Source organism: Peribacillus sp. Bi96, assembly GCF_918698115.1.
Taxonomy (GTDB): domain Bacteria; phylum Bacillota; class Bacilli; order Bacillales; family DSM-1321; genus Peribacillus.
This window is the reverse complement of record NZ_CAKKLV010000002.1, coordinates 89,177-103,084: the sequence shown is the minus strand read 5'-3', so window position 1 is coordinate 103,084 and position 13,908 is coordinate 89,177. Positions and strand designations below refer to the sequence as shown.

Annotated in this window: 11 protein-coding genes and 3 pseudogenes; 4 read left to right on the top strand and 10 right to left on the bottom strand. The window is 36.5% G+C overall.

The genetic code is table 11. From position 1 onward, the window contains the following. Window positions 1–28: 28 nt before the first annotated feature. The 3 genes and pseudogenes from LQ203_RS02970 to LQ203_RS02960 all read right to left on the bottom strand — a co-directional run bounded on the left by LQ203_RS02970 (window position 29) and on the right by LQ203_RS02960 (window position 4,206). Window positions 29–1,349, bottom strand: a pseudogene (locus tag LQ203_RS02970) (IS3 family transposase). A gap of 127 nt (window positions 1,350–1,476) precedes the next feature. Then, complete coding sequence (locus tag LQ203_RS02965) at window positions 1,477–2,349, bottom strand: S1-like domain-containing RNA-binding protein (RefSeq protein WP_230155537.1); 873 nt, start codon at window positions 2,347–2,349, stop codon at window positions 1,477–1,479. Window positions 2,350–2,598: 249 nt separating this feature from the next. Further along, window positions 2,599–4,206 (bottom strand): diguanylate cyclase, encoded by a 1,608-nt coding sequence (locus LQ203_RS02960; RefSeq protein WP_230155536.1) that lies wholly within the window; start codon window positions 4,204–4,206, stop codon window positions 2,599–2,601. Window positions 4,207–4,537: 331 nt separating this feature from the next. Between LQ203_RS02960 and LQ203_RS02955 the strand changes: the two genes are divergently transcribed. Next, complete coding sequence (locus tag LQ203_RS02955) at window positions 4,538–5,725, top strand: alanyl-tRNA editing protein (protein WP_230155531.1); 1,188 nt, start codon at window positions 4,538–4,540, stop codon at window positions 5,723–5,725. Between the two features lie 99 nt (window positions 5,726–5,824). On the opposite strand, the gene LQ203_RS02950 is transcribed toward LQ203_RS02955, so the two are convergent. Together LQ203_RS02950 and LQ203_RS02945 are read right to left on the bottom strand one after the other, a co-directional pair. Then, a complete protein-coding gene (locus LQ203_RS02950; protein ID WP_230155529.1) occupies window positions 5,825–6,238 on the bottom strand; it encodes a hypothetical protein in 414 nt (137 codons plus the stop codon). Window positions 6,239–6,319: 81 nt separating this feature from the next. Continuing rightward, complete coding sequence (locus LQ203_RS02945; RefSeq protein ID WP_230155527.1) at window positions 6,320–6,511, bottom strand: hypothetical protein; 192 nt, start codon at window positions 6,509–6,511, stop codon at window positions 6,320–6,322. 141 nt (window positions 6,512–6,652) lie between these two features. Between LQ203_RS02945 and LQ203_RS02940 the strand changes: the two genes are divergently transcribed. Continuing rightward, window positions 6,653–7,174 (top strand): GNAT family N-acetyltransferase, encoded by a 522-nt coding sequence (locus tag LQ203_RS02940; RefSeq protein WP_230155519.1) that lies wholly within the window; start codon window positions 6,653–6,655, stop codon window positions 7,172–7,174. Window positions 7,175–7,192: 18 nt separating this feature from the next. On the opposite strand, the gene LQ203_RS02935 is transcribed toward LQ203_RS02940, so the two are convergent. Beyond that, a complete protein-coding gene (locus tag LQ203_RS02935; RefSeq protein ID WP_230155517.1) occupies window positions 7,193–9,472 on the bottom strand; it encodes a UvrD-helicase domain-containing protein in 2,280 nt (759 codons plus the stop codon). An 841-nt stretch (window positions 9,473–10,313) separates the two neighbouring features. Between LQ203_RS02935 and LQ203_RS02930 the strand changes: the two genes are divergently transcribed. Then, window positions 10,314–10,553: a hypothetical protein gene (locus LQ203_RS02930; RefSeq protein ID WP_230155515.1), complete on the top strand. Its 240-nt coding sequence runs from the start codon at window positions 10,314–10,316 to the stop codon at window positions 10,551–10,553. Between the two features lie 269 nt (window positions 10,554–10,822). Here LQ203_RS02930 and LQ203_RS02925 read toward each other — a convergent pair. The 3 genes and pseudogenes from LQ203_RS02925 to LQ203_RS02915 all read right to left on the bottom strand — a co-directional run. Next, window positions 10,823–10,912 (bottom strand): annotated as a pseudogene (locus LQ203_RS02925) (RDD family protein); the annotation flags it as partial. A 565-nt stretch (window positions 10,913–11,477) separates the two neighbouring features. Further along, a complete protein-coding gene (locus LQ203_RS02920; RefSeq protein ID WP_230155513.1) occupies window positions 11,478–11,684 on the bottom strand; it encodes a hypothetical protein in 207 nt (68 codons plus the stop codon). Window positions 11,685–11,857: 173 nt separating this feature from the next. Further along, window positions 11,858–12,243: pseudogene (locus tag LQ203_RS02915) on the bottom strand (transposase); the annotation flags it as partial. Window positions 12,244–13,153: 910 nt separating this feature from the next. Here LQ203_RS02915 and LQ203_RS02910 point away from each other — a divergent pair. Next, a complete protein-coding gene (locus tag LQ203_RS02910) occupies window positions 13,154–13,429 on the top strand; it encodes a hypothetical protein (protein ID WP_230155512.1) in 276 nt (91 codons plus the stop codon). Between the two features lie 22 nt (window positions 13,430–13,451). Here the strand turns inward: LQ203_RS02910 and LQ203_RS02905 are convergent, their stop codons facing one another. After that, on the bottom strand, window positions 13,452–13,601 hold the full coding sequence (locus LQ203_RS02905) for a hypothetical protein (RefSeq protein WP_191090669.1): 150 nt from the start codon (window positions 13,599–13,601) through the stop codon (window positions 13,452–13,454). Window positions 13,602–13,908: the final 307 nt, after the last annotated feature.

Sequence of the window (13,908 nt, the reverse complement as noted above, 5' to 3'; positions counted from 1 at the left end):
CATTATTCGGACAGTATAAAAAAAGTGCCTAAGCGGCTAATAGGTGGTCTCGGTATTGTACCGGGGCCATTTTCTTTAGTCCCCATTGATAACGACACTCATTGTATTCTTCTATAACACGATCAACTTCTTCCTTCACATCCGTTAAATTCGTACATGTTTTATATTCTGCTAGATCTTTAAAGTGGCCAAAAAAACTTTCCATCGGCGCATTATCCCAACAGTTTCCGTTACGGGACATGGATTGGGCTAACCCAAGTTCCTTCACTTTGTTTTGAAATAACGGATGGGTGTAGTGGAATCCTTGGTCAGAATGCAGGATTGCACTCGGATGGAACTCGTGTTCCACTGCCTGCCGTAGCTTGTTTAAAGTTTCATAAACGATATTCATATCTAATGACGTTGATAAATGATACGTAACGATTTCTTTTGTAGCCACATCTTTTACGCAGGACAAATATGCTTTTTGACCCTTTCCATAATAAAGGTAGGTAATGTCAGTAAGCAGAATTCCCCTGGCTCCTTCTGTTTGAATTCACGATTAAGAAGGTTAGGACAAGTAAGGTACTCCTTGGTTGCCTTAGCCATCTTTCGATACGGATTAGCACTTCTGATTTTTGCGAAGAGATTATATTTTGCCATCAACCGTCTGATTTTCTTATGATTCATGACGGCCGAATAATCATTTTCCATAACCATTTTGATTTGAAGGGCGCCTACTTTTTCCTTTTTACTGAGGAATATATTTTTAATTAATTCTATGTCCAAATCATCTTGGTCCTCTCGTAGCTCACGGGTTGGAGCTGCCTTTAACCAATCGTAGTAGCCACTTCGACTTACACCAGCCAATTTGCATAGATAGGAAACAGCCTTCTTTAACTGGTATGTCCTGATCGTTCTTTCAATCAGATAGAACTTCTCAGCTGCAGATAGAATTATTTCTTTTTCAACGCCCGCCTTTCTAACTCCTCCAGCTTTTTTAGGAAGTCATTTTCTGCTTCAAGAAATTTGATTCTCGATTCGGCCTTCCTAAGTTGATCCTCTACAGATTGTGGCTTGGAAGAAGGGCGTCCTGTACTTCCTTTTCCACGGCGTTCCGTAAGGACGCCATCCACACCAAACCTTTCGAAGGGATCACGCCAGCGCTGTAAACAACGCTTAGGTTGTTCCTTCCCCATTATTTCGAGATTAAATCCATGTTCTATAAAAATTTGAGAGGGTGATTTCGCCTTTTTATATGCCTTAACTGCTTTTGTTTTAAATTCAGGAATATAGGAAATCGAACGCTCGGAAGCACTAATGATATTTGGATTCTTTTCAAGTTCTTTTATTTGAAATTCAGTATATATATTCTAACTCTTAGAAACCCTCCGTCCATACTCTTACACCTATTGAAACATAAAAAAACCCCGGATAAGGGACACTTTTTTATGTGTGTCCGTTATCCGGGATATAGTTCAATTCCCGCTGCTTTTTTTATTTACGATCTGAAGAATAGGTCCAACCATCTTCCTGATAAATTTTGTCTTCCTTCATCAATTTACCAAGAGCACGTTTGAATGCTCCCTTACTTAAACCGAAGTGAAACTGGATATCATCAGGTGGCGTTTTATCGCCATAAGGCATCGCACCGCCGCGATTCATTAAATAAGTGAAAATAACCTCGGCATCTTCGCCCATTAAATCTTGCTTAAAGGGAAATAAAGAAACATTAAGCGTTCCATCTTCTTTACTATCAATGACGCGTCCTTCAACTAATTCACCAAGACGCGGCTCCTCCTTGCGCTCACTTTCGTGAATGAAACAGCGATATCCTTCTTGTGAAACAAAGAAAGATCCAACCATTAGCAAACGATAGACATTTCCTTTCACTGTTGTGTTACGAATACCCTTTAATGGAGCTTGTACAGCAATCTCCTGGATTACATCTTCCGTTGCAAGTTTACCAAACAAGCGGTCATTACGATCTGTCTTAAGAGATACATATAGACGATCGCCAACCTCAGGCCATAAACGATCAATATTCGGAAGGTCATCCAACGATACAAGGATATCTTTGGAAAGGCCAATGTTCACAAAAACCCCAAGTTTCTTTTTCACATTGACAACTTCTGCCCATCCATATTGACCAATTTGAATTTCTGGAATTTTCATTGTCGCTGTTAGCCTGGCTTGTTTATCATGGTAGATGAATACCGTAACTTCATCGCCAATCTCAAGCTCGGTTCCTTCATTCATTTCATTATGATGAAGTAAGACATCTTCTGAACCATCAGTTAAAAACCAACCGAAATCCGCCTTACGCTCTACTTCTAGCTCTACAGCCATACCGGCCTGAATTTTTTGCATGTATATAAATCCTCCTGTAACTTACCTTTACCTACAATTGTACCCAATTATTTATTTTTCCAACATCATTGAATTTATCATTTTTTTGTTGTTCTGTATACCTATTACGTTTTTTTTATTTTTTACACCTGATCATCTACACTGAATGTTTGAGGAATCTACATCTGTCCTTGTTTCCCATTGGCCTCTCAACTTCAAAGCAATCAGGCTCAATCGTAACCCCTCCATATATCCCTAAAATGGCATGGTTTAAATTAACTTTGTCATCAGACGCTCTATCCTTGCCTGCAGTTCCTTAATGCTAAATGGCTTTGTTACATAATCATCCGCCCCAAGTTTCAATGCATTTGCGATATCGTCCGTACTTTTCCTACCAGTTAGCATTAAAACAGTAAATAAATCGGCATTTCTGCTTTGTTTCACTTTCTGCAGCACTTCAATTCCATCCATGATGGGCATCACTCCATCAAGGATTAGGAAATGTCCTATATCTTCTTTTGCTCGATCGGATTTCAAAAAGGAATGACCGTCTTCATACACGGCAATATTCAAGTCAAAGTGGGGAATTTGAAGCGAATGCAAAGCTTTAGTTAAGATGGTCCGGATAATGATATCATCATCAATAACTGACACATTGAGAGATTTCTTGTTGAATCCGTTTTTTTGAATGCTCTCCACTTTTGCACGTCCTGAGCGTTTCGCTTCATATAAAGAATTGTCAGCTTCCTCAAAAGCCTCCTTCGGCGTAACATTTTCATTTTCAACCGTAAATACACCAGCAGAAAATGTAACCGAAAATGTTTGATCATTCTGGTTAAATGGCTTTGCGGAAAAGTCCTTGATTAATCCTGTTAACTTTTTTTTAGCTTCTTCATTCGAAGTATCAGGGAAAATAACGACGAATTCTTCCCCGCCATACCGGCAGAGTAAATCTGAACTCCTGATATTGCATTTAATGAATTGTGCAAACTCAACCAGTATATGGTCACCTACCGAATGTCCGTATAGATCATTCACTCTTTTAAAGTGATCTATATCAATCATGCTGATCGAAAACGGCTGTCCTGATCGTTTATAGTCATTAAAGTAGCGCGGAAGGGTATCTTCCAGGAATCGTCGATTATATACCTGTGTCAACTCATCGATTAGGACCGATTGATCAAAAATCTTCTTTCGCTGTATATGCCTTTCCATTTTGACAATAAACTCTTCGAAATCAATCGGCTTACCAATAAAATCATCCGCGCCCATCTTGAATGCTTTTATACGGGAGTGTTTATCATTCTGTATGCTGATCATGATTTTCGGTATGAAATATTTCTCATTATGTAGGTGAATATCCTGAAGTATCTGAAACCCATCCTTTACAGGTAACTGTATTTCAAGAATCAGGCAATCCGGCTGCATTTCAAAGTAATGCTTTGTCGCTTTTACTGGGTCGGCATTCGTGATAACCATCCATCCCTTTTCCTCCAAAAGATCTTTCAATAGAATCAACATGGAGATGTCATCATCAATGATTTGAATGAGCGGGGCTTGAGAATCGCGGACAGGCTTTTCTTTTATTTCAACTTCATCAAAACGTTCATAATCATATGAATGTTCAATGAGATCAAAAAGGAAATTCCTAAGGTCCGATCGACTCCAGACTCTTGCACTTTCTTCATCAATTCCTTCCAATAGCTTTTCGATGATTGCCATAAGTCCACATAATTGCAGCGTTCCTGCCGTCCCTTTGATTGAATGCAGAAAACGGAATATCTCTTGATTCGGAATCGTCTCCGCTTCGTCCAGCTCTAGCCAAGCAGAAAGCTTGTTTTTTATATTTTCAAATAAGCTATTTTTGTAATTTTCCATATTTGCAAGATTCACTTCTAATCACTTGACCCTTTCTTAATTTACAAATGTGAATTTTACGTCATCTTACTAACATTTCTTAATCATAAGGACTTTTTAACTATAAATACATTTTGCATTATCGATATTTAGGTCTAAAGTATCCTCTTTCAGGAATATTTTACATCATAAAGGTTTGTCTATAAATAGAATTTTCCCATCTAACACAATTTATTTTTAATATGTCATATAGATTACTTATTTACCCGACTGATCTTCTAATTGTTCTTTTTATGTATAGGTATTACGATGTTATAATTTAATGACTAACTGAAAGGAATAGGGTATCATTATGACAAAAAAATTGTATTACACGTCCTCCAAGGCTTCCCAATGGGATGCAAAAATCCTGGAGTGCATTGAAGAGAATGGCTTTTATTACATCACCCTTGATGAAACGGCTTTCTATCCAGAAGGGGGCGGTCAGCCCTCAGATACTGGCACAATAGAAGGAATCACTGTTCTTGACGTTATAAAAACCGATGATGGAAATATCCTTCATAAGGTTGAGAGTAGGCCAGTTTCCAAGGTTGTTCACTGTGAACTTGATTGGTCTCGCCGTTTCGATCATATGCAGCAGCATAGCGGCCAGCATTTACTCTCGGCAGTCTGCCGGGAATTGTTTGATGCGAATACAGTCAGCTTTCATCTTGGTAAGGAATATTTAACGATCGATATAACTGAATCCAGATGGACCGAAGTACATACGATTGCTGCTGAAAAGCAGGTTAATCAATATATCATTGAGAATCACGAATTACTCACATATTATGTGTCAAAAGAGCAGTTACAAAAGCTACCTGTCGTCAAAATGCCAAAAGTGACTGAAAACATCCGGATTGTTGAAATTGAAGGGATTGAGTATAACCCTTGCGGTGGAACCCATGTAGAGCGAACCGGGGAGATTGGCTTAATTAAAATTTTCAAAACAGAAAAGCAAAAAGAACTTACCCGCCTCTATTTTAAGTGCGGATTCAGGGCATTGAACGATTTTTCCGAAAGTCTTGATATTCTTTCAGCCTTATCGAATAAATTCAATACCGGACGTAAAGAGATCTTCAATAGGGTGGAGAAGCTGGAAAGTGACTACAATCAGCTGCTATCAGCGAACGAAAAACTAAAGCTTGAAAATGCAAACTTTCTCGCTGATTCCATACTTGCAGCAAATAAAGAAGGATTCATCTCTCATATTTTCGAAGATAGCACAGTGAAAGAACTGCAATACCTTTCAGCTACGATCGTTAAAAAGAAAAAGGTGCTCGTATTACTTGCTTCACGGAAGGAACAAAAGGTAATGCTTTCGCACAGCGGGTCCTTCCCCGTACATTGCGGACAATATTTTAAAGCTGAGTTAGGTCCGTTTAATGGGAGAGGCGGAGGAAGTGAACAGGCTGCACAGGCAGGTTTTGCAACACAAAATGACTTAATCGCATTTTACCAATTCACAATTGAAAAATTCCGCCAAGATTCCGGTGAATAAAATCTTCTCGAAAGAGTCGGTTCCCATTGTAGGATGAACTGTAATCTTTTTAATAAAGGAGGGAGGACCATTTCTGTCCTCCCTCCTAATTCTTCCATCTTATTCTTCTAGTTTCAATTTCTGTAACCCTTGTTCTTCAATATGAACATGATATTTTTCTTCGAGCTCCATGATCCGTTTAAACGCTTCTTCTTGACTATATTCATGGTTGTCCGATTCCTCTGCAAACTCTTTTCTCGCCATGTGATAAGCTAGTTTATCCCTGAACACCCCTTCTTCATATTCATCTATGACTTGATGAAGTTGATCCTCCAGTTCCCTGCTTAAATCATAAATTCCATATTCCTTCACAAAATGAACTCCATCCATGCCGAAATCTTTGGCATAGGAATTGAGATACTGTTCCAACTCACTGAATTCTTTATTATTTTCAGTATCGGAAGCAACCCAATATCCGTACTGAACCATTTTGAATAATGTTTCATATTGTTTTTTAGTAAAATTAATTTTCATGTGTTCATTTACTCCTTTTCAGGTATTCCCATACCAAAAAGAATAAACCGCAATGGAACAAATGTCCAATGCGGTTTATTCTCAATCCGATATTTCCGTTACAGAAAAATAAGCTGCTTTTTCCGTATCCACTACATAATGGGAATCGCCTTTAACTAAATTATAATAGCGGTGCTTTTGAATATTTGAAATCATTTGAGTGGAGTCATCGCCTTCTACCTCATGCTCTATTTCTTTACCACCCGGAAAATAAAAACCAACTTTCAGTTTCATCTTTCTCATCCTTCCCTTCATCTGGTTGAATCGCTCTTTTATTTCTTATCCTTTCTAGTGTAGTTATAAACATAAATTACATGCTTATTCACTTTTACCATGATATTCTAAGAAAAATACTAAAACCAGAAGGTGATTTTTATGAATATAAGGAAAGCTACTGAAAACGATGTAAATGGAATAGCTCATGTACATATAAACAGTTGGCAAACGACTTATACAGGAATATTGCCGAATCAATATTTGTCTTCTTTGAACATTGAAGCAAGAAAGAAAAATTGGCAAAGGAATTTAAAAATGCTGCATAGCGCCACCTTTGTAGCGGAAAATGCCAATGGCGAAATCATCGGTTTTGCTGCGGGCGGACCTGAACAAACGCATGATCCGCTAATTCAAGGTGAAGTTTATGCGATTTATATATTAAAAGAATATCAAAGAGAAGGACTCGGCCGAAAGATGATTAAAGCGGTCATACATGAGCTAATGGAAATGGAACATAAGAATTTAATCATCTGGGCATTAAAGGATAATCCTTCTTGCGGTTTTTACAAGGCCCTCGGTGGTCAAGTCATTGCTGAAAAAACGGTTAAAATGGCTGGCATCGAGCTTATCGAAGTCGGTTATGGGTGGGAAGACATTCAAGATATCCTGTTGCATTTGTGAGCATAACCCGGAGGTCGGTTACCTACCAGCCTCCTCTTCTCCATTCTCTATAAGAAAAGCCTTATTATCATTGCCTAAAAAATAAAGCCGGTGCAATGGCCTTGTCATTGTGACGTAAAGCAATTTAATATCAAGTTCTTTTTCACGGCAATACACTTCTTCCAGGGATATTGCAAATACAACATCGAATTCCAAACCCTTGGCTAAATAGGAGGGGACAATTAACGTTTTGTCTTTCGGAATGTTTCCCCCTTCATCAATTAAATGAAAGCCTTGATGTACTCCAGTTAGTTTCTCGTTTGCCAGTTTACAATCTTTCATCGTTTTGGCAATCACGGCAAACGTTTTAAATCCTTCCCCTTTTAGTTTATCAATAAGCTCGATCAACTCTTCTTCCCAACCATCCTTTTCAATGGAAATGAATTCCGGTTCTCTGCCATGACGGACAACAGGCTCAACTTCAGGGAAATCATATGTTAATAATTGAAGGATTCGGTTAGCTTGTTTCATGATTTCTACAGTGGTTCTGTAGCTTTTTTGTAATTCGGTATACGTCGCCCGTGGAAAAATACGACGGTGAACCTCTTCCCATGTTTGCAATCCCCGGTATGAATGGATGCCTTGTGCAAGATCGCCTACAAGTGTGAACATATCAGTATCCACTGCCGTCTTAAGTGCCTGCAACTGCATGAAACTATAATCCTGAGCCTCATCAATGACGACATTTTTTGCTTTGTTTTCTTTGTCCACACCAAAAAGGCGCTCCTGTAGATACAATAATGCACCCAAGTCTTCCATTTCATAACTTTTATCAGAAAATAATTTATGGTTATATTCACATAGTGCACCGGCATCTTCAAAAGTAAGTTTACCGTTACTGTAGAAGGCCAGTCGCTCGGGGTCTTCGTATAATTCCTGATAGTACGTTAGAAGATCCTTAATTTTGAATTGTTTAAAATAGCCTTTTACCGAAGTACGGATCGCCTTTTGAACCTGTTTGATCCGCTCTTCTTTTTTATCGAGGCATTTTGTAACAAAATCCTTGCGTATGACTGGATCGATATTCTTGTAGAGCGCCTTCTCAATTTTGGCCTCATAAAAATCAATAACCCGGTCAAGCATTATATTCTTTTTCATCTTCACTTCACTTTTTAAAACGGCCTTCAGTTTATCCAGTCTGGTGTATAACGGCAAGTACCAATAATCCTCTTCTAATAATCTGATGAACTTCTTAGCCGAATAGATGCGATATTTATCACAATAGAAATCCTCATCCGGATGAAACCCCCTGAAAATATCCTTCACATATTCGTCCAAAATTAATTTAAATGCTGGCGAGCCCTTTAAACCTGATATCCAGACAGCGACCTTTATTTCTTCATCATCTTTTTCCAGCATTCGAGTTAATTTATCATCTGCTACAAGCTTTATTTGCTTTCCTATCGCTAACTGCACGTATTCGGAAAATGTGAATTGTTTTACTTTTTCAACACCCAATTCAGGTAACGCTTCAGATATGTAATCGATGAACACACGGCTCGGAGCAAGAATCATTAATTGTCTTGGGTCGAACAAATCTTTATAATGGTAAATGAAATATGAGATCCGATGTAAAGCAATTGTTGTTTTTCCACTGCCTGCTGCACCCTGAACAATGATTGGTTTATTCAAATCTGCACGAATGATTTTATTTTGTTCTTCCTGAATCGTAGTAATGATATCTGTCAGTCGATTGCTGGAACTTTTAGAAAGGGATTCCTGCAGCAACTCATCGGTTGTTGTTAAATCTATGTCCCTAACCTCTTCCAGGACGCCATCTTCTATCATTAGCTGTCTCTTTAAAGTGATGTTCCCGTTAAATGTTTCCCCTTCCGCTTCATATTCAATTTCACCAATCCGCCCCTCATAATATAGGTTTGCAATCGGGGATCGCCAATCGACGATAATCTGTTCCTGGCTTTCTCTCTGATAAAGCGAGGTTTTTCCGAAATAAAGCACTTCACCGCTATCACCATCATTCCTTTCAAAATCCACTCTTGCAAAATATGGCTTTTTACGTGCTTTACGTAAGCCCTCTAATTCAGTTTTTGACATTTCAAAAAAGTTGGCTGTCGTCAGCAACTGAGAATATAAGCCGGACTCAGACCAATCGGCATCACCAAAAGCTTCTTGCATATTCCTTTGAAATTGATCTTTGCTGGTTTCTGATGTTTTAATGACTACGTCTATATAACGTTTAGTAAAATCCAGCCGCTGGCGTTCCTGTTCAAAATCGGGGTGGCTTCCCAATAAACCCACTCTCCCTTCCACTTTTATTTATAATTAAAAAAGCCGATGCTTAGACGAAATGGATATTTATACTATCAGAAAACCCAATGGTTGACAAATCTGAACACATAGAGTTATATCCTTTAAATTCACCCCCAAATATTCCTTATAACGAGAGAAATACACTATATATTCCAGAGTGGATATTGCCATATGTTGATTGATAAAAGAGCACCTCGATGCTTTCAGGAGGAGAATGAATGTCTACTTTACAAAAAAGATCGTACAATCATCTTGGAAAATAACTTCATACAGGGAGAAGGATGTTTAATTTTATTTCACCTCTTGGATATTAATGAAAATGGCAATTATACTTACCTCTTTATTCTTAATGATATGCTATGAATTTTTTTAAAGCCCGATTGGAAAAAAAGACCCTTCACTGCTCTTCCTTCAAACCCCTTTTACGAACTAGGAATGCCTGGAAAAGGGATCTTAATATGCCCAATGCTTCTTCGAAATGAAAAATACGAACTTTTGCAATTTGAATCAGACTCAAGGTTATGGAATGGGTAAGGCAGAACTTCACGATATCCATGGAGAAACGGGCATACAGATTCATTTTATCGTTTCAGGGATAAAGAAAGAGCAGGAAATCAGCTATAGCCAGGATTATTCATCTAGGTCCCAACAAAAGAATCAGACAACACGAACAAGCACTCTCCCATTAAGGTAAAGTGCTTGTTATACCTTCCTTCTACAATTGTCATCAATTCTTAACATAAATAACTGTAATTTAATGTTTCGTTTGAAACTCACAATATATACTTAAAGTACAATTAAACAATTTTCCGAGAAAGAGGGTACTATCATGGAAATCAATGAAAGACAACCAATGCTATCCCCTAAATTAATCCATGAACTTGAAGTATTATCTTCAAAAACAAATATGTCTATTCCTGAATTGTTAGAAATATCCGTAGTATCACTCCTAGAAAAGGTGAATAAGACCACAGAACCGAATGTTGGACTTAATAATAAAGAAATGATTTTAAGAAATAAAATAATCATTAATCAAAATAAGGAAGTATTGAATAATAAAAGCACTTAACCATTTATGTTAAGTGCTTTTTGGTGCGTTTGCATAACCACCAAAGTAGTATAAAAATATTTTAACAGCAACAATGTTTAATGGATTAGATATTCTACCGTGGTTTTCTATGAAATATTCATTTACATCATTTTTCACCAAGCAACAAATTTCGATTTGTTTTGCCTTTTTATTTTGCCTAGATTTCATTTAAATTAAGGGTTTTCCATGAATTTGTACCTTCGCACAAACGCACAAAAAAAGCAGCTATTAAACTGCTTATCAATTATTCAAGGTTTATTTGTAGTCACGTATGTACCTGCTATAAAATCATGTATGGCTCTGTGATCTTTTCTTATGCCAACCATTAATGCACTAACTTAATCTTTATAATATGTCCCTTTTCTTTCGCCAACTCTAAATGAATTTTCTTAGTTAACCGATCTATTCGAAGTACCCACCCTATAATCGCAATCAAAATCATCTTCCCACATGGTAAACTTCACCAGCTAAGCAAACTCCATAGCAGTATGTATCTTGTTCTCAAACTCTTCTAATTGGTATTCATCTATTAATGGTTTTTTTTGACGATAGTAATCCTAATTTTAACCTTTTAGTATTTTAATATGTTCAAGCATAAAGAATCCTTGCCACTTTAGCTTCCCGCGATCTTTTATAGACATAAGAACATCTCCATTCATTCTATAACTCCACTTTAGAACATTCGTTCTTATTTATGCATAAAAAAAGAAGAGAAAAATTTCCCTTCTTAAAGATAACGTATGATTTCTTACAACTTTTATTTGTTTAATAGAAAATACAGCCGAACTTAATACAGGAAGAATTGTCCCTAAAAGATTATCCCCCAAAAATTTGATTTATAAAGAAAAACGACATGTTATATTGAATATTTATCCAAAATAAAAAGCACCCATAAGGATGCTCTTACATTACTTTGAAGCTTTTCATTTTAAATTCATTCAAAGGTCGATGAATCGCCTTCCCCAACCTTTCACTAAGTTCTTGGAAATCCTTCATATCGTCAGGATTAATATCTTCTCTAACGTTTAGTATCTCGTACCGGTCATATTCCTCTGGGATGAGTCTTTCGTTAAAAAGAATAAAAAGTCTATATTGAACTCTGAGATTCATTTTACCATCTCCTTTACTAACAATTCGATAAAAGGTGCTGATTTCCTTCAATAATAAAAAGCACCCTTGAAAGGATGATTCAGTTTGTAGACAAAAGGGTTCGGAATTAAAAAATTACGAACCCCTTTTGAAATCACTTTTGAATTTCCGCCTAAAGTTAAGAGATTGGGGCTCTACGAGCCCACTATGTTAGGCCATTTTTGGACCTTCCATGTCCAATTGGCCATCTTCTTTAAATTAATGGCAGCGAAAGTAAGCATCGCCTGCATCGACAATTTTTTAAGTCCCCTTAAAGTAGTCCAACGCATACCATGCTTTTCTTTTGCATCTGCGGCAACGGCTTCCGGTTTTCCAACTTTCTCAATCACTTGTTCAACAAGTGGCTCTAAGATTGACTATCATGTGTATTTCCAGGTGTTACAATCGTTCCTAATACAAAACCGTTGCGGTCTGCGGTCGCGTGGAATGAATAGGCAAACTGTTTTGTTCGTTCATCTTTCACATAGTAGCCACTCTCAGAATCAGTTGTACTTTCTTTTATTTCTTTGGTTTCTTCCTTAACAAATGGCTTTGTTAAGGATTAATGTTGATTTTTGAACAAATAAAAAGGCCACCTAAAAAGTGGTCTTCTTTAGTGCTTACTATGCAACTAACGCATGCGTTAGTTGCATAAGTAAGAGGTTTGAAAAAATAGCCTGTATATATTTGAACGATGAATAACTTACCTATTTTCTTGTGCTTGTTTGCACCATATACAGAAAATTGGGAAAAACGTAATCAAAAACGTAACTAAGTTTATAAATTCATCAAAAAATACGTTAGAAACATTGATATATCAACAATTTAATAGATTGCAGTTTATTTAATCCAGGTATATTTTTCCTATTATTTAAAATTATTCTATATTAGCTCTTACGATGAATACAATGTTTCTTAACTATCGCAATTGACTAGAATTGATTTACAACCATTTAGAAACGTAACCAAAACCGTAACCATTTTTATAAAAAATTCGTCAAGCGTAAAATTGAAAGTATGAATTAAAGCAGCCGTTTCTATATTGGAATGCGTTGCTTTATTTTTTATTGGAGCATATCAGAAATGTTTAGCTGTGGTAAGAAAACTACTAGCAATAAAAGCTATTAAGCTAAACGCTGGTAGCTTGCTACATTCCATCTATGCTTATTAATCAGCTTTGTGTATTCAGAAAACCATTCTAAGCGATATTCAAACTTTCTAATGATGATTGATAAGCTAATTTTGTCTAAGGCTTACTCTAACTCATCATCTATCTATTTTTTTATATAAAGAATTCCATAATTGCGTAAACCTCGTAAACCTGTAAACCTTTTAACCTATAAACGTTGATATAGTAGGTTTTTTATAGGTTTACTCATTGGTTTACCTTTAAGTTATTAGAAGTAAATTCAGCGCATTGGTATTCCCTGACTTTCTTTGAATGTGGGGTGTTGAGAAAGTATCTTGCTGAAAAGAACGAGACTTATCTTTTTATTCAGCTACCTAAGCCAAGTGAGTATCCAAATGTTTTAAAAATTTCTGCTGGAGATTACTGGTGTATCCAAAATAACGGCTGGTCTATTGATTCTGCTACTGAAATTTTTAGTGAGGAATGGATATCTGATGACGAGTTTTTTGTCACCGAATCTGAAATTTATGGGAATAATAAACTCTATCATCAATTTAAAAAAAGAACTTCGAATAAGAAAAACATAGGGAGGTTTTAGTCTTCCTATGTTTTCATTCATATTATTTATCTGTTTGTTTTTGCTTCTTTTTCAAATACTCCGCACGTATTTTTTCAAGTTGCTGCTTTTTATCAAATTTGGCAGGCGTCTGTTTTTCATGAAACTTTGTCACAGCTGCCTGACCTTTGTAATCCAATTGATATTTTCCCACTTTGTTCACCTACTTTTCTTGTCTTTAAAGAGAATCTATTCAACAAATATAATATACCTTATTTTACTGAAGTAAACCCTATTACTTTATTTAGTGTACTGCTAACTTTGCATATATCATTAAAAACATTAAAAACTTAGTAAAATAATCATCCCCAAATGGTATTCATTTCATTGCTATAATCAAAATAAAATGCCTTGACACTCAGCATAAGCCTCAATAATTCTATTTCTTGTTTGTTCAGCTCTCTTCTAAAGTTCCAATTGTTCGGTAAATAAGGTTTAAAATATTAAAACAATCTAAGTCT

Excerpts from the sequence above, each read along its gene's own strand:
- LQ203_RS02955 (WP_230155531.1), top strand. The coding sequence starts at position 4,538 with ATGACAAAAAAATTGTATTACACGTCCTCCAAGGCTTCCCAATGGGAT.
- LQ203_RS02945 (WP_230155527.1), bottom strand. The coding sequence starts at position 6,511 with ATGAAACTGAAAGTTGGTTTTTATTTTCCGGGTGGTAAAGAAATAGAG.
- LQ203_RS02960 (WP_230155536.1), bottom strand. The coding sequence starts at position 4,206 with ATGGAAAATTACAAAAATAGCTTATTTGAAAATATAAAAAACAAGCTT.
- LQ203_RS02965 (WP_230155537.1), bottom strand. The coding sequence starts at position 2,349 with ATGCAAAAAATTCAGGCCGGTATGGCTGTAGAGCTAGAAGTAGAGCGT.
- LQ203_RS02950 (WP_230155529.1), bottom strand. The coding sequence starts at position 6,238 with ATGAAAATTAATTTTACTAAAAAACAATATGAAACATTATTCAAAATG.
- LQ203_RS02930 (WP_230155515.1), top strand. The coding sequence starts at position 10,314 with ATGGAAATCAATGAAAGACAACCAATGCTATCCCCTAAATTAATCCAT.
- LQ203_RS02940 (WP_230155519.1), top strand. The coding sequence starts at position 6,653 with ATGAATATAAGGAAAGCTACTGAAAACGATGTAAATGGAATAGCTCAT.
- LQ203_RS02920 (WP_230155513.1), bottom strand. The coding sequence starts at position 11,684 with ATGAATCTCAGAGTTCAATATAGACTTTTTATTCTTTTTAACGAAAGA.